The sequence below is a fragment of the Jeotgalicoccus sp. FSL K6-3177 genome (genome assembly GCF_038050175.1).
Classification (GTDB): domain Bacteria; phylum Bacillota; class Bacilli; order Staphylococcales; family Salinicoccaceae; genus Jeotgalicoccus; species Jeotgalicoccus nanhaiensis.
Genome location: NZ_JBBOSK010000001.1, coordinates 1,017,670 through 1,035,881 on the forward strand (window position 1 = coordinate 1,017,670; position 18,212 = coordinate 1,035,881).

The 18,212-nt window shown below is 28.7% G+C and carries 10 protein-coding genes and 1 pseudogene; 8 read left to right on the forward strand and 3 right to left on the reverse strand.

Features of this window, described 5'->3' with window-relative positions:
• The first annotated feature begins 3 nt into the window (after nt 1-3).
• The 3 genes from MHH58_RS05070 to MHH58_RS05080 all read left to right on the forward strand — a co-directional run bounded on the left by MHH58_RS05070 (nt 4) and on the right by MHH58_RS05080 (nt 5,799).
• Nucleotides 4-3,099: a glycosyltransferase gene (locus MHH58_RS05070; protein WP_341345208.1), complete on the forward strand. Its 3,096-nt coding sequence runs from the start codon at nt 4-6 to the stop codon at nt 3,097-3,099.
• A 207-nt stretch (nt 3,100-3,306) separates the two neighbouring features.
• A complete protein-coding gene (locus MHH58_RS05075) occupies nt 3,307-4,980 on the forward strand; it encodes a heparinase II/III domain-containing protein (RefSeq protein ID WP_341345209.1) in 1,674 nt (557 codons plus the stop codon).
• Between the two features lie 9 nt (nt 4,981-4,989).
• Nucleotides 4,990-5,799 carry a prolyl oligopeptidase family serine peptidase gene (locus MHH58_RS05080; RefSeq protein WP_341345210.1) on the forward strand — a complete coding sequence of 270 codons (810 nt, stop codon included), beginning with the start codon at nt 4,990-4,992 and terminating at the stop codon, nt 5,797-5,799.
• A gap of 472 nt (nt 5,800-6,271) precedes the next feature.
• On the opposite strand, the gene MHH58_RS05085 is transcribed toward MHH58_RS05080, so the two are convergent.
• Complete coding sequence (locus MHH58_RS05085; RefSeq protein ID WP_341345211.1) at nt 6,272-7,255, reverse strand: hypothetical protein; 984 nt, start codon at nt 7,253-7,255, stop codon at nt 6,272-6,274.
• A gap of 169 nt (nt 7,256-7,424) precedes the next feature.
• Between MHH58_RS05085 and MHH58_RS05090 the strand changes: the two genes are divergently transcribed.
• From MHH58_RS05090 to MHH58_RS05100, 3 genes are read left to right on the forward strand one after another with little or no spacing between them, the layout of a single operon-like run.
• Nucleotides 7,425-9,653 (forward strand): hypothetical protein, encoded by a 2,229-nt coding sequence (locus tag MHH58_RS05090; RefSeq protein ID WP_341345212.1) that lies wholly within the window; start codon nt 7,425-7,427, stop codon nt 9,651-9,653.
• A gap of 39 nt (nt 9,654-9,692) precedes the next feature.
• Nucleotides 9,693-11,288: a heparinase II/III domain-containing protein gene (locus MHH58_RS05095; RefSeq protein WP_341345213.1), complete on the forward strand. Its 1,596-nt coding sequence runs from the start codon at nt 9,693-9,695 to the stop codon at nt 11,286-11,288.
• Nucleotides 11,289-11,342: 54 nt separating this feature from the next.
• The gene (locus MHH58_RS05100) at nt 11,343-12,977 is read left to right on the forward strand and encodes a heparinase II/III family protein (protein ID WP_341345214.1); all 1,635 of its coding nucleotides are present in this window, start codon (nt 11,343-11,345) and stop codon (nt 12,975-12,977) included.
• Nucleotides 12,978-13,043: 66 nt separating this feature from the next.
• Here MHH58_RS05100 and MHH58_RS05105 read toward each other — a convergent pair.
• Both MHH58_RS05105 and MHH58_RS05110 read right to left on the reverse strand, forming a co-directional pair.
• Nucleotides 13,044-14,361: pseudogene (locus tag MHH58_RS05105) on the reverse strand (ISL3 family transposase).
• A gap of 164 nt (nt 14,362-14,525) precedes the next feature.
• Nucleotides 14,526-15,695 (reverse strand): hypothetical protein, encoded by a 1,170-nt coding sequence (locus tag MHH58_RS05110; protein ID WP_341345215.1) that lies wholly within the window; start codon nt 15,693-15,695, stop codon nt 14,526-14,528.
• A gap of 630 nt (nt 15,696-16,325) precedes the next feature.
• On the opposite strand from MHH58_RS05110, the gene MHH58_RS05115 reads away from it, so the two are divergent.
• Both MHH58_RS05115 and MHH58_RS05120 read left to right on the forward strand, forming a co-directional pair.
• Nucleotides 16,326-16,685, forward strand: coding sequence for a hypothetical protein (locus MHH58_RS05115; RefSeq protein ID WP_341345216.1), 360 nt, complete (start codon nt 16,326-16,328; stop codon nt 16,683-16,685).
• Between the two features lie 20 nt (nt 16,686-16,705).
• Nucleotides 16,706-18,127, forward strand: a complete 1,422-nt coding sequence (locus MHH58_RS05120; protein ID WP_341345217.1) for a TcaA second domain-containing protein — start codon at nt 16,706-16,708, stop codon at nt 18,125-18,127.
• Nucleotides 18,128-18,212: the final 85 nt, after the last annotated feature.

The window sequence follows — 18,212 nt, forward strand, 5'->3', positions numbered from 1 at the left end:
ATATTGAAATCTGATGAAACATTAGTTTTTGATGAAAATTTTAATATAAAATTATATGAACTTGACGCAAAAAAGATATATTTGATACAAGAAGTTAAATATCAGGAAGAAATAAAGTTCCTAAAAATAAAATCCATTGAAAGTAAAGAATCAGTAGGCTGGATTAGAGCAAATGATAGTTTGAAAGTACTGAATACCATTCCGCAAAAATTGACAATTAAAAAACAAAATCCAGATATACTTATTGCTATAGAAGAACTAAGTATGTCAAAACTTTATACAAAACGATATATAACATTAATTAATAATGATATTTATTATGCCTTATTTTATAAGCAGGATTTTGTGGGTGTTATAAATGCAGAGTCTTTAGATTACGGTAATATTAAACCAGTAAAGTTTACATTTAAAAACGATATATCGCAAATATATGGTCAACCTAACTTACAGTATCCGACCACTTTTAACCATTATAATAAAACTTTCACAGCAAGTGAATATTTCGACATATGTGGAGAGAGTCGGATAGGATTTCGATTTGGAAATAAAACATTTTGGGCTAGTTCCAATGATTTAAATATTAATATCGGAGATATTCAAGAACATAATGAGTTTAATAAAAAAGATTTAATAAATGAGTATCATGTAAATAGTATTAAAGCCGATACTGAAGAGTATTATAAAATTGATGAAGTATTTGACACTTCAAAAAATATCTATAAGATTATTAACGATTTTTCTACAGCAGATTCCGGAAGTAAATTATATAAGCCTTTCGATATAAAAATAGGAATTATTTGTGATGAGTTCATGTACTATGCTTTGAAAGATAGTGCAGATGTTGACTATATATCTTATAATGAAAATATAGAAGTTAATGAAGATTATGATTTAGTTATTGTAGTTTCAAGTTGGCGTGGAATTGACGAATCTTGGCAATATCTTGCAAACCCTAAAGGCAGTAAACGTAAAATATTAAATGATTTGCTTGATAAATATAATAATATTGGAGTTCCAACAGTTTTCTATTCAAAAGAAGACCCTGTTAACTATGAACGATTTGTATCAATTGCAGAACATTGTAAGTATATTTACACTTCAGCTAAAGAAATGATTGAAACATATATTAAAGACACAGGTAATAAAAATGTAGATTATCTACAATTTAGTATTAATCCGAAGTATCATAATCCAATTGGTAAAGATCTTACTAAGTTTTATAATCATAATCAAGTAATTTTTGCTGGTAGTTGGATGAAAAAATACCCAATAAGAAATCAGGAAACTAAACAAATATTTGACGGCGTAAATGAATCTAGTAAAAATTTGAATATTATAGATAGGAATTATACTAGGCAGTTATATGACTATCAATTTCCATATTATTTAGCGCCATATATATCACGAACAATAGATCATGAGAATTTAATGAAATTACATAAAGCAACTTCCTGGGGCATAAATTTAAACTCTGTAAAGTACTCTAGTACAATGTTTGCAAATAGAATTTATGAGTTACAAGCAATGGGGAATTTGATTATAAGTAATTATAGTATGGGAGTCAATAATGAGTTTCCTTACATTTCAATGGTCCACAATCAAGAAGACGTATTAAGAACGTTAGATGCGACGAACGAGAAAGAGAAATTAGAGATTATAGGAAAAAGTATAAGCGAAGTTATGTTGAATCATACAGCTTTCCATAGAATTTATAAAATTTTGGAAAAAGAAAAATATGAAAAAGTATTAGCTGAACCAAAGATTTTAGTTATAGGTGAAAATGAAAAAACTAGATTATCTTTTAATCAACAATTTTATCCATGTAAACACTTTATTCTTCAAAATAAAATCAACGATGAGACTATCAAAGGTTATGACTTTGTAACATATTTCAGTGAACAATATATATACGAGGAGAACTATCTTCGTAATATGTTATCTGGTTTTGCATATACCAATGCAGATGTAGTAGAGATGACTAATAATAAAAAATATAATTTTAAAAAGACAATTCAATTTAATAGGTATCTATCTCTTATTGATACACAAAACTACTCAAATGTCAAAAATATTTTTGAAATACCTCTTACCGAGGTCGTAAACGAAACAGAAAAAATTAAGAGTATAGAAAAAGAAAAAATATTATCTGTTATTATACCCATCCATAATAATGGAAGATACCTCGAAGATAAATGCTTTAGAAGTTTAAAGAAATCATCAATTTTCAATAAAATGGAAATAATTATGATAGATGATGGCAGTACAGATCAAAAAACCTTACAGATTATTGAAAGGATAAGGAGAAGAAATCCTGATATAATTTATCATAGATTTTCAAAAGGTTCAGGTAGTGCATCTAGACCACGTAATAAAGGTATTGAGATGGTACGGACCAAGTATTTGACTTTCCTTGATCCTGATAATGAAGCTAGTGGGGATGGTTATAAATATTTACTTGATGAACTTCTGGCTAATGAAAATTTAGACTTGGTTCTGGGAAATGTAATAAAAGAAGATAACTCTAAAAAATCCGTTTTAAACTATCATTATTATGTTGTTACAAATAATGAAGGTGAGAATATTGTTCATAACCCTAAAGGTTTTTTAATTCAAGCTAACCTAAGGGCACATAGTATCCAAGCATTAATTGTTAAGTCTAATATATTACAGGATAATAATCTAAAGATGATTGAAGGTGCTGCAGGACAAGATACAATGTTTTTCCAAGAATTGATTTTGCATACTAATAAATTTAAAGCAATACCATATGTAATTCATATTTATTATGCAGCAGTTGATGGTTCAGTTACTACAACAATCAAAAAATCATTTTTTGATAAATATTTAGTTTTAGAGAAAGAAAGAGTACCGTTTTTGAGAAAACATGATTTATATGACATATATGTCAATCAAAGATTTCCATATTACTTTGTTAATTGGTATTATAAGAGATTAAGTTCGGTGCCTGAAAATGAATACAAATACGTTATAACGGTATTGAGAGAGATTTTAGATATGTATATAACTTCATATGATTACAGTGACGAAGAATTTAATAGAATATTAAATGAAGTATTTAATATAAAGTTAATTAATTAAATATAAAGCCTGGAAATATTATTTCCAGGCTTTATAACTTTGACTAAATGTATTATGGTATCAAGATTACTCATCTTTAGTTAAAAAGAACAAAGCCAATACAGAATATCAAAGTTCACTTATAAGAGTTCTAGATTTCAAAATATGATAAAATTAAATGTACAAATATAGTGTTCTAAATTAAATATCAATAAAGGAGTGTTGTACATGGTAAACTCTTTCAATAAATACCTAAAAGACAATAAGAATACTTCCGATTCCTTAACTATAAAACAGGAAGATATAATAAGACTTACAAAAAAAACAAGGTTCACTAACGAAATTGTAGAAAAAGCGTTAGAAGGCATAATTATTCCTTTTCCTAATTTTTCATCATTCAAAATGGAGAGCCAAGAAGACTGGGACACGCTAAGTGATAAATATGGGGATAGTTATCAACTTTATATACACTCCCTTCGTTTTGTAAATGAGTTATTAGTCATGTTTGAAACTACAGAAGATATCAATTACTTAAATAAAGCAAAAGAATATATAGATAGCTGGATAGAATTCAGTACAAATAATGATGGGAGTAACATGGTTTGGTATGATCATCCTACAGCCCAAAGAATACAAGTAATCATATTTTATCTTTATCTTGCACAAAACAAACTTAAAGTTGATGAAAAATTATTTATTAATATTTTAAAATATCATAGCAAGTTTTTAGCAGACAGTACAAATTATCGAAGAAACAATCACGGTTTAATGATGGACAGATCATTAATGATTCTCGGCAATATTTTAAATAACACTGAGATTTTTAATATAGGATATTATCGGTCGATAGATACATTTTGGCATAGTTATAGTTATACAGGGTTACATTTAGAAAACTCTCCTGAGTATCATAATATGGTAACTAATATGTATATTGAGCTACAAAAATACCTTTCACGTTCAGGCAAAACCTATGGTAGAACAATTGTGTCGTATCTTAATCAAGCTACTAGGCTCAAGAATGTATTTACCAAACCAAATAAAATTATACCCTCAATAGGTGATTCAGGGCACGGTTCAGTGAAAGTGAATAAAGAGTATCGAAATTTTGTCGATTACGCAGCGGGATTATCAATAATTCAAAAAGAAGATAACGAGTATTTCCTTACTTTTATAAGTGGGTATTCATCAATAACTCATAAACATTTTGATGATTTAAGTTTTAACTTATTTTATAAAGGAAAAGACTTTTTAGTGGATCCAGGGAAGTATAGTTATTCTAAACATCCTTATCGAAATTATGTAAAATCATATAAAGGTCATAGTGGTGTTTTTATTAACAACGAGAATTATGAAATTTCTGATGAAAACAGATTAAATAAGCATGTTTACACTGAGCATCATTTTGAGAATGAAAAATATATCTTAATAAAAGGTAGAAATAGTAGTTATAGTGAAGGAGATATATCTAGAACAATTATTTTTATAAAACCAGAACAAGTAACCATTATTCTGGATGAAGTAATTGCATTTGAAAAGATTAGTGTATTACATAACTTTAATTTACACCACAAAGTAGAACCGATAAAAATGAATGACAGCTCATATAAACTAGTTAGTGGAAACGTGTCTCTAGTATTAACACAACATGATGGTGACAGCTTTACTAAAGTAGTTGGTGATAAGAACACCAAACCATATAAAGCAATAAACAGTGTAGTATTTAATGAAGTAATAGAAACAACGCAACTTAAAAACACTGAAGATATTGAAGAAAATCAAAGGGTTTTTAAACTTTTTAGTATTCACAGTGAAAAACATTCACCTATCTTAAATCTAGATAAAGAAAACTGCATTTTAAATGTAAGTATATCTAGTAATACATATATTATTAATATTTAAGGAGATTATATGGAATATATTATTGAAAACTTAAATGATATTGATAGCCTGACTTTTGAAACCGGTGTCGCTAGTCATCTAATTTATAGAACAGAAAATTTTGAATATAATTTGCTTATATATTATAAGAAACAACATGATAATCTTGTTGTACTTTCTAATGGTGCAGTAAACTATGAAAAAAAGTCTCCTCCTATATTCATGAGAAGTAAATGGGCTAGAGATATAGAAGGTAGCTTGATATATATAGATGATGCTACTATTCATGGTACAAATCTCAACTTGGGTTGGGGACAAGGTAATACTAATGAATTTGTATTAAGAGTATATAGTGAAATTATTAAGAAAATCTCCTGTAAAATGGAAATAAAAAGTAATAAAGTTTGTTATTACGGTTCCTCAGCAGGTGGGTTTATGTCGATATTAATGTCAACAATGCATACAAATAGTTTTTCAATAGTAAATAATCCACAAACAGATGTTAAAAGTTATCACGAAGGTCATTCCATACCTTTACTAGAGTTAAGTTACGGGACCGTGGAAAATGCATATGAAAATTTCAGAGAGAGAGTTAATTTAGTAACTGCATTTCAATATTATAACTATGTTCCAAAGATTTATTATATCCAGAATCAATTTTCACATCATGATTTAAAATTTCATGTTAATCCTTTTGTAAAATCCATGAAAGAAAAAGAACTTGAAATTGAAAAAGTATTTTTCTTGAATTATTTTGATAAAGAAAAAGGCCATACACCCTTGGATAAGGAACAAGCAATTCATTCTTTGAATTTACTTTTAAAAAGAGATCTTTTTTAAACGCTCATGTTTAAAAGACGAGACAGTATATCGAGTTTTATAGAAAAGAAATATAAGAATGTTTTATGATTGTTTAATGAATTTAGTTTTCTTTAAAGAGTAGTAACAAAAGTGGACTATTGAAATTTTTGATATGATGTTGTGAGAAATTAATCAGGGTTGAAAATAAAAAAGTATATTAAGATATGAATTTTCAAAACTCTTTAAATTCATTTTAAAGGGTGAATTCTTATTTAATATTGTCAATATTATATGTTAATCCAAAATATAATTATAAACGCTATTTATGTGATCAAGTAAATAGCGTTTTCTGTAGTGTTATAGCAGTGTTTTAAGTAGATCATCATAAACTATAGCCTTACTTTAGATGACTAAGTTAATCTACACAGAGGTGTAGCATGCCAAAGTGCAGCCGAAATATTAAGGACATATTCTATGAGCAAATATATACTTGGTAAAAATAAATGGTAAATCACTTTGCTTTATTTATAATATTATTTAGATTATAAATTAAAAATTGTGGGAAATGAGATGCCAATTCTGCATGATTTCTATAGGGTCTAATATTTAATTCGATATCATTGATACCAGATTGATTAGCTATCTCCATAAAAGGAATTACATGATTTTTATAGAATGTATCCCAAAGACCAACATGAATTTTTATAATAGGATGAGGCTGTTTAGAGTTATGAATGGCGTTCTTCATCAAATTGTCTGCCCAATCAATGTTCTCATTTGTTATTTCACCTATAATATTTTTAAAAATACTTGTAGGTATAGAATTCCTTTCTTTGAAACGGCTCAGTTGCTGTCCTAATAATACAGTAGGACCTCCAGCAATTATGTAACCTGCACCGAAAAGGAAGCCATGATATAATGCTCCGAATCCACCTTTACTAGACCCTATGAAAATAGTATTAGATTTATCTATTGATAAGTCATTTGCAACTTTTATTATCAACTTTTGAGTCATTTCAGAAATGTAAGTATTTTTATTGTTACCTACATAGTATGAACTTTTAGTAGCTTTATCTTTTCCATAATCATCTTTAATAAATAATTTATTTACCGGAAATTCTGATAAAGTACCTACATAATTGTATGAAGGGTTTTTATTTATGGCTTGGAAAATGACTAGTAGTTTATCACTTTTAGGTTCTTCAAATAATAAGTATTTCATTCCGTTCTCATTAATTTGTTCTGGATATAACACTTTATACTTACTTTGATCTACCCATCTTTCTTCGCCAGTTTTGTTATCAAGACCGCGGACTTGATATTTATATCTAAAATTCCAATAAGGTGAATATTTAGATATATCAAGATTATATTTTCCTTTTTTTTCAATTACTTTTTTTAACGTATATATGTTATTCACTTTGTCTCTTATAATAAGTCTAGATTTCTCATTAATGTTGTATTCATCGAATGGATCAAACAAAACTTTCTTCATATTTTTCATCCTTTTCTCATATATTCTATTACTATATATATTTTTTTTGACTATGTCATCTTTTAATTCTAATTTTCATACATAATATAACAGGTCTATTTGTAGATAAATTAATTAAGTGACAAAGTTGTGGTAAAATATAAGTAATAAAAATTTGTGAGGTACTTTAGTGATGAGAGGCTTTTTATATATTTTTCAAAAAAAAGATATTAACCATGATTTTAATAAAACAAAAAAATATATTAATAAACTTAAACAAACGGAACATAATTTTAACTTCATAGAACATGAAAAATTAAAATGCTATTTATATAATAATGAACAGAAATTCTCGTTTGAAAATAGTGGAAAATCAAAATGTATATCTCTTATTGGACAATTTGTGGATAATCCAAATAAGATAATCACAGAATTATCCGAACTTGAGAATGAAGAATTACGAGAATATGTAAGTAAATTAAAGGGAGCTTTTGCACTGGCTCTTGCTGATTTTAGAAAGAATGAAATGAGATTCTTTACTCATATTTTTAGAATAGATAATATTTTTTATAGAGAAACAAAAAATCAAATTATAGTAGGCACTGATCCTCTTATAGTCAGTGCTCTTTCAAATTCTGAAACCATGAAAGCTGAAATTGAAATTAAAAATAGTGTGTCATTTCTAATGAACGGCTATTTTGCTGATGAAAATACATTATTTAAAGGGGTAAAAGTTGTACCTCCTAATAGTGAGTTAATTATAAATAATAAAGGTACAAAAATACTTAGTATCGATAATTCTATAGAAGCAATTTCTTCGATTAAACCAAATAGTGAGTTTAATAATATGTTAAAACAGGATTACATAGATGCTTTTAAAGTAATTCCAATCCATAGCAAAATAAATATTGGAATTACTGGTGGTAAAGATAGCAGACTTGCTTTACTAGGTCTGATGGAAGCTGGTTATAAAGTAAATACAATTACAAGAGGGTTTCTTGATAATCCAGATGTTCAACTTGGGACAGTAATTTCAGAAAAATTGGGACTTAAACATAAAATTACAGAACCAAAAATTATAGATTCAAAAGGCTTAACTATAAATTTAGAAAAAAAAGCTTTAAGTGCTATGATAGCAACTTCTGGACAAATATATGGTTACGAAAATATCACTTATCAACCAAATTATAAAGGGAATATAGGGGTTACGGGAGTCGGAGCTTTAACAATGAAAGGTGGATACAGCAATTTAAATAATGTAAATCCTTCTAATCCTGAAGCTGAGATGATTAAAAGGTTTTTACCTCTTGATAATTTATTAATAGATGGAGTTTCTAAGGAATATAAAAAGTTCTTAAAGAATTTAGTGACAAGTGATTTTCAAAATGCACAGTATAAACATGCTTTATTTTATAGAAATGGACGGTGGACCAGTGGAACTAGATTAGCAAAATCTTATTCAAGCGATATTTATTCTCCTTTTTACGATAATCATTTTTCAAAAAATATTATGAAAATAGAAAAGAGCCATTTGGATAACGGCTTCATTCAGTACACACTAACTAATAAACTTAATGAAGAAATTTCAAAATTACCATTGGTTGCTAGTAGATGGGGGTTTGAAAAGGATCAACCAATTAAACCAGAGAATTACTTTAACTGGTTAACTAGAGTTCCACTGTATCCAAAAACTAAGATGTCGAATTATAATTGGAGAAACTTGACACTTAAAGAAAATGAGATAGTTCGTAATAAATTTAAAGAGATATTACTCTCAGATTCAAACCATGTAATATATCAAGTAATAGATTATGAAGAACTTAAAAGCACTTTTGAAAAAGGAATCACAAATAAACATTTGAAATTCATGTGGGCAGCATTGTCATTATTTTCATATATTAACTATATAGAAGGGAAAGCTATTATAGCTGATGATTTAAATCTGAAAATCCCTAAAACAATGATTAATACAGTAAATATTGTTCCAGAAACATATGATTTAATGCCAGAGATTACCAGTATAAATAAGGGATTGACTTTATCATCTCAGAACAGTGAGTATACCGTCTCAGTTAACAATATTATAAATAAAAATAGATATATAACTACCTTTAGTGAAAACATAACTAAAGGTAGTAAAAAAGAAATAGCTGATATATACAACAGACATAAAATTTCTTTTAATATGTTCATAGAAAGTGAGAAATCAATAAATTTCAGATATTGTATAATTTTCTTTAATGCAGATGTTAAAATTGAAACTATATGGTTTAAGACAACTGTATCTAAATTAAATCGTAATCTTCAAGGGGTGGTTACCATACCATCAGATGCCGATAATTATAAGTTAGCAGTTAAAGTACCAAATAATTTAGATAGAACTTTTAAGATTAAATATCTTTTTGCAAGAACTGAATAATATAAAAACTTAAAACTAATGTATTATGAGGGTTAATAAATGAGAGTAAATGAAGAGAAATTAAAAACTTTGACCAGACAAGTAGATAGCTATAATAATGGTTCTTTAATTATTAAAAGTGGCTTTAAACCTATTGATGTTAAAAATGGTATAGATTGGGACTATAGACATTCGAATAATCAGAATACATACCAAACCTATCTACATTCATTAAATTTCATAAAAGTATTTACTGAATTAGCAGGATATAATAAAGATAAGTATTTAATGAAAAAAACTAGAAATATAATAATGGATTGGAATAAAAAGAATAGGTTAAATAATGAGAATTATGCTTGGGCAGAGCACCCTGCTGCAAGTAGAATAATCAATATAATTTATTTTCAGGAACATGCGCCTTTTTATAAATTAAAAAAAAATATATTCGACTCAATAATAATGGATCATTGTAAGTTTTTAAGCGATGAAAAAAACTATAAAATGAATAATCATGGCTTAATGATGGATAATGCTTTACTAAAAGCAGCTGATTATATTGAAGATATTGAACTTAGTAAAGTGTATAAAGATAAAGCATTATACAGAGTGCGCTTGTCAATGTATAGAGATTTTTCAAGAAGAGGTATCCATCTAGAGAATTCACCAGAATATCATCGAATGGTGGTTATTATTTACAAGAAAATAATGAGTACATTAAAAACAACAGGTACGAAGTTAGATTCTCATTTTAAAAATTTATATAAAATGGCTGAAGATTTTAAAGCGTATGTCATTAAACCAAATATGGAATATCCAATGCTTGGTGATACTGGGCAAATAAAAGAAAAAAATATAGTGAAAAGATTTTCTAATATAGTTGACTATGATGCAGGATTAGCAATATTGCAAAGAAAATCAAAAGGTAATTTAATCGATAGTACTTATTTAACTTTTAAATGTGGTTATCAAAGTAAAACGCACAAACACTTAGATGATCTTTCCTTAACTTATTATTTAAATGGACATGATTTATTTATAGATCCAGGAAAATATTCATACGATATTAAGGATCCTATTAGAGAATATTTAATTTCACCTGAAGCACATACAACTATATCTATCAAAGGTAAAAACTATAAATTAAGTAACCCATTTATAGATACTAATAGCTTAAGAATTACTAAATACTATTCAACAACAAATTACAGAATTATTACTGGAATAAATAAACTATATGAAAATGTAGTTATTAATAGAACATTAATCATAACTAATGAACCTGTAGTTATAGTTATTGATAGAGTAGTAGCAAATAACACAGAAATTATTAATCAGAACTTTAATATCAACCCTCAAGCAAAAATTATAAAATCTTCTGATGAACAATATGAGATTAAAATAAATAAAAGTTCATATATTTTAGAAACATTAAAAATAAATAATAGAAAAATAACTAGTAAAATAAAAGATGGATTTGTTTCGTATAAATTCGCAGATTACAGCAAAAATAAGAGGGTGGTTTTTGAACAGATAAATAAATCTTCAACCTTTGTTACTCATATTGCTGAAAAAAACATTAAAATAAAGAACATTAGTTTTGAAAATAAAGTGTTAAGCTTCACGTGCAATGATAAGAGCTATAATATAGATTTATAAAATAAATAAATAGGTGATTAGATGTTTTCGTTATCTGAAAAGAAATTAAATAAATTGAATCAACATAATGGCTTTAATAAACAAATATCACATAGTAAAAACTCAGAGAAAGCATTAGAAAATGAATTTGTATTTTTTGGTAAATTTGATTCAGTGAAATTTAATGATAATATTAACTGGAATTATAAACATAACCATGCAAGAGCGACTTATCAAGTTTATTTACATTGTCTGCATATGGTTAGGTATTTAACTAATAGCTATTTAGTGAAAAATGAAGATAAGTATATAGAAAAAGCAAAAGAAGTTATTGTAGAATGGTTAAATAGCGAAGATAATCAATCTTTTGATACTAAGAATTCTGCTTGGAAAGATCATAGTGCGGCGAGTAGGATGAAAAATATAGTTTATTTCCAAACTAATGTACCTGAAAAATTTAAATTAGAGAATAGTATATTTGAAAAAACTATAAAAAAACATTGTGAATTTTTAGCGATGAAAGAACATTATTCTGAAAATAATCACGGTATGATGAGTGACGAAGCACTACTATTTTTAAGTAATTTTATTACTGATAAAGATACAGCTAGAGTGTTTCAAGAAAAAGCAACACTTCGTATGGAGAGAATAATTTATAAATTATTCTCAAGTAAAAGTTATAATTTAGAAAACTCTCCAGAATATCACAGGTTAACACAAAATCTTTCAAGTCGTTTTATAAGACTGATTGATATGATGGACTTAGAATTCGATGCTACCTGTAGAAAAATTATTGAAAAAAGTTTTCTTAATAATCGTAAGATAGTTAAACCTGATTTGTCATATCCCCTTATAGGTGATACCGGTTTAAATATAGCTAGTTTTGAAAAAAATTACGAAAATTTTATAGATTATCAAGCAGGTTTAGCAATTATAAATACCAAGAATATTAAAGATTTGAGCAAATCGACATGGTTCTCTTTTAAGTCAGGCTATTTACTTACATCACACAAGCACCATGATGACTTATCAATTAATTATTACTACGAAGGCGAAGATATATTGATTGATTCTGGAAAGTATACCTATGATAGAAGAAATCCTAAAAGAACATTTATCAGTTCTCCACAAGGCCATTCTACTATTTATAAGATGCACGAGAAATACAGTTTAACCGATGTAGTTTATGATATTGAAAAAATGAGAATTAACTTTGTTTATGAGAACGATGAATATATTCATCTTGCAGGTATAAATCACTTATTTGAAAATATTAAAATTTTCAGAGATATTATATACTTTGAAGAATATGGTTTTCTAGTAATAGATAGATATAGCTCAAATGAACGTCAGTTTATGGGTCAAAACTATAATTTGCACCCAGATATTGAAGTATCAGCTGAGGGAGAAAACGAGTTTATACTGAAAACTAAAAATGGAAAACTGCTCAGATTACAGGAGCATACAAAACGTACTTTAAATAAATACTATACAATTGAAGATGAAAATAGAGGTTTTTACTCTGAGAAGTTTAATGTATTATTGAATACTCATCAAATTGAATTTAGAAAAAATAATTTAGAATCTACATTTATTACTTCTTTATTTGATGATAATAAGTCAAAAATTAACGCGGTAAAACTCAATGATAACACTTTGGAATTTAACTTAAATAACTATATTAGACAAATAAATCTTCAACGGACATAATAGTAACTCCCCTTGTATAAACGGCTCTACATCAAGTAGGGTTGATGAACAATTAAATCTGAGCGCCTAACCTGCGATAAGCGAGTTAGGCGCTTTTGGTTTTGGTTGATACAGTCGTGTCATCAATAATATACGATCTCTAAAATGCGCAAAGTTTCGATAGCCAAAAAGCCACCCGTTTTAATGTCTTAATACTGTTATTAATGCCTTCTAATGGGCCATTGGTCAGTTTCGGATAGTGTAATGTATGTTCAATATGCGGATAATATTTTTTGAATGTGCGGAGTACTCTTCTCATTCCAGACGACAAGGGAACTGTTGATGATGTATCAATCAATTCTTTAAATCGGTGCATATGGCCCTGTCTTAATGCATCAGACAGCGCATGAGCGTAATGATAATTGGCATCTAATGTCTCATCCCCACTGAGTAGGTACTGAACAATACCGTATGTTGATTTCCATTCTGAAAACAGCCGGAATTTTTTATATTCAGTCCGGGTTAAATGGTTCGGCTGTTTTAATAGGAGTTTCCAGTATCGTTTAAACTTATTGTAGAGTGGGCGATCTTGATGACGGTGTTGATTCATGACTTGGATCCGAGTTTGATTCAGTTCACGATTTAACGCTTGCACCAGATGGAACTTATCAATGATAATTTTGGCATTCGGGAAACACACTTTGATGACATTGATGTAAGGCGCGTACATATCAATTGTAATGGTTTTGACCTGATATCGAACAGCGCGATCATAGCGTCAGAAATACTGCGTTAAGGCATATTGCTGACGATCTTCAACGATATCAATGACCCGATGACTCACGGCATCACAGAATATAAAGCTCATCGCGGTATCCACAGGTTTTACACTTTTAAATTCATCAAAACATAAATGTTCAGGTAATGCGTGCGTCGGACGCTGACGAATGGCACGGGCTGTGTGTTCAATCACCCGACGCACCGTCGTCGTGGATACACTGGCCATTTCTGAGATGTACTTTTCAGTGAGTCGCTGATCACATTGATGGGCAATCCATTGATGGGTCCGCGTTGAGATATGACAATGCTTTTCGACGATGGATGTTTCTGCTGTAAAGCTGTGTCCGCAGTCTTTACACAAGTAGCGCTGCTTAGACAGCTTTAAGAACGCGGGTAGTCCAGAGATGTGTGGCAGAGTGATTCTAGACACACACGTTCCATTTTTAACAATACTGAAACCGGCATTAATGCATCCGCAATCGGGACAATGCGTCGGATGATACGTGAGTTTAGCTGTAATAAACAAAGACTTCATGCCTTTGTGACTGACTTCTTCTACTGTTGTATTCGTAAAATCAATATTATTTTCTTTTATTTGGAGTAAAGATAGTATAAAATGCTTCATAGGCGTAAATGTTCCTTTTCTATGGGTTGTGGTGACTTCATTATAAAGAACATTTGCGCTATTTTTATACCTTTTTACAGAAAAATACGATTAATGACGTTTGAGTCATCAACCGTATTTATTATAGAGTCGTATAAACTAGGGGAGTTACTATTATGGTATTACTAATTTAAACGTTTATTATTTATACTTACTTTACGTTTAGAAAAATTTATAAAATCCTTTATATATAATTCTTGGTTCTCAATATTATAAGGAGATGAAACTTTATTCGTGAATTGATACTGAGAAATTAAAGATTCTATCATTATTTTTTCAGGCTCACAAGGAGCTCCATAAGTTGGGTATTTAGTAAGTGTGATAACCGGAAAATTATTTACTTCAAGAATATGTGGATTAGGGTCATTAAACGACTTAATCATAATATCTAAACCTCCAGAATACATACCTGGAAAGGTCGCCAGCACATTTAAAGCGAATTCTTTTATTTCTTCTGAGATTAAGTTAGTTATGTTTATAACTTCTCCTCCATTCACAACGTTAGATACAGAGTTTAATAAAACAGACTCTCCTGTATCTGGAATATACTTTAAAGTCTTGCCTTGGGAATGTAAAAATTCAGTATGTTTATCTGTTATGTTGATTAAGTGTTTTCTTAAATAATTGCATCTTTTTCTTTCTATATTCTTGAGCTTAATTAAACGCTTTATAGTACTCGTTCCATCTCCTATAACGTATGCAGGAATTCTAGCTATTATTGATACTAATCTTCCCTGTAATATAGTTGCCCGTACTTCGAAGCCTTCTAAATATTCCTGAACTATCGCTTTGGCTTTTAAATTATTGTTCCTTTCTTGTAGACTGAATCTCCAATTTTGCTCAAATCTTTCTTTAGAAACATTAACATACACACCACGGCTCAAACTGCCATTTAGTGGCTTAATAACAGCTTTCCGATTAGGATTATTTTTAAAAAAATCTTTTTTTGCTGTTTCATAATCGTTATATTGATAGATTTTTGAATCTGTTGTATTCATTTTATATTCTTTTAAATGTTCTTCTGTTTTAAATTTATCTTTCATAATTGAAATTCCATACTCATTGTTATTGGGGTAGAGTGGGTTTGCAATAATATCAATCATTTGATTATCCAAGGTCATTATCGTAATACTCTTAACTTTTGAGTCTATCTCATTAATTTTATAGTTTATATTATTATTTTTTAAAAAATCAATATAGGTTCCATTTGTTCCAGCTTTAATTTTGCTATTATAAATGTTTTTTTTGTCTAGGTTAATATGAGTTAATAAATATTTTAAATCATTATTATTCATAAGAAATCCCTTCTATATATATTATTAGTATTTGATTTATATCAAATACTAATAATATATTACATCTGTGATTTTGTATATCTAATATTATCTTAGAAAATCATTATCACTTTAAAATTAATACATAGATCAAAATAAAAGTGTAGAGCACTGCATCGTAAATACTCGCTTAGAAAACTAAAAAATATGTAAATAATAAATATAAGTATAAAAAGGTCGTATTTAAACTGAAAATAAATATTTCCCATATTGTAAAATGATTGGAAAATCCTGATAATAATAGTATTGAATAAGAAATCAGGTGATTCTATGCAGTGCCCAAATTGTAAGGCAGAAATATTTGAAGGAGACAAGTTTTGCGGTCATTGTGGACAATGTTTAGTTGAAGTGGAGAACTCACAATCTAAAACTGATCTAAATATTGCAACATACATAAAAACACTCGCAAAATCGCCGTCTCAAGTAATCGAGACGCCAAAACTGTTTAATACATACACCATCATAACGTCCATTGGAATATTACTTTTAATCCTAGCCTTTCTTTCCTTTGTATACTACGAAGGATTCTACCAAAATTTTGGAACTAGTCTAAGTATATTTTTAAGAGCCATTTTCATCTATGCAGGCATATTGGCTGCATATTTAATTGCGATGATTATATTATTTTATATTGCATCGAGTAAACCAGTAGATTTAAGTATTATGATTAAAAGTTATGTGAGCTTATCTGTTATTTCATTAGTGTTTTTTATAATATCATCAGTTTTTTCTATATTAAGCGTATCTTATATTCCATTAACATTTAACATTTTCGCACTTCTTTCTTTAAGTGTCGGAACATATTATATATACAAAAAGCACGTTAAAACAGAAGAGAAAATAGATTCATTCTATGTTTTATTGATACACATCATACTCGTCGGTATTGTGACTCACTTAATTTACAACTATTGGATTAATCAGATTTTTACAACTGCATTTAATTTTTAAGAACTTAAAGGAGAAGGTAAATGAAATATTGCAGCAACTGTGGTTACGAGCTTAGAGAAGGTGTCACTGTTTGTCCTAACTGTGAGCATAATTTAGAAGGTAAAAGAACTGTTAAGAATAACGGAATGTCTAAGAAGAATAAATCAATTATCATTGTGGCAGCAATTTTAATACTAATTGTTATAATTGCACTGGTAGTTATTAGTCAAATGCTGTCACCTGAAAAACAAATAGAGAACATTAGCCAGGCAATTGAAGAAGAGAATGCCGTTCTCTTAGTTGAGAATATTGATAATGAGATTAGCGAAACAGATGCTGAAGCGTACTTTGCATATATTAATGAATCGGAAGGAAAAGATACTATGAGCGAAGATCTTTCTTCACTCATGGAAACAGACAACATGGTATATGATGAAGTGAACGACGGTATGAATACACTTTTAACTGTTGAAGAAAACGGTAAGCAATATATCTTATTTAAAAATTATGATATTAAAATCCCGAAAGTATCAGTTTTCAGTTATGAAGATTTTAATATCGATGAATTCACTTATGACTATAATGGCAAAGAGCGGAGATGGAATGGAACAACAGATAAGATTGTTGATGTAATTCCTGGTATCTATAATTTTGAAGGTGTCTCTAAAATTGGAGAAGACGAGTATAATGGAGTAATCAATGTGGACTTAACTAATGATACATTAGCTAGCTTCAATCCCGGATACTTTAAGATTAATTTAACTGAAAATATATCATATTCCAGCATAGATATTGATTTTGATGACATTGCTATCAAAGTAAACGGTGAAGATACTTCGGCTGATTTCAGCCAGTATGAAGTAACTATAGGTCCATTTAAAATCGGTGAAGAAGTTAGTATAGAAACTATAGTTAGTGCGAGCGGAAAACAATTGACTGATGGGGCACAGGTTGTTAATCCTGAACAAGAAGATATTATATTAGAATATACTTCAAATGGCTTAGTGGAACCTGTCGTATCTTTAGAATTAGAGCACGATGAAGATGAAATTAGAGAAGTTGCAGATGAACAAATGAACAAGGAAATGAAAGAAAGCGCACGAGAGGATTTTGAAGAAAATTTAGAAGACAACGCTAAAATGTTTGTTGAAAATTATATATATTCTCTTGAAGCGATGTATTTGTTTGAAGATATAAACGAAGTAGAAGATTACATTGAAGAAGGGTCAGGCGTATACAACTCCTTATCTAATAATATCGCAAGCGGTACATTCGATGGCATGTACATATACTCTGTAAGTACTAGCAATTATAGTAAAGATGGTAATGTAATTACTTTAACTGCTAATTCAAAAAGAGAATATGGCGCCTTAAATGAACCAACTAGTTTCTCAACAGTATATACTTTAGATTATGATCCGGAAACACTAACCTTAACAATTGTAGATTTTGAAGATATTTAAGTCAGGTCTAAGACCTGGCTTATTTTTTTATTGGGCACTTATATTTGATATTAATTGCTTCAATTACCTTTAAAATAGTATGATT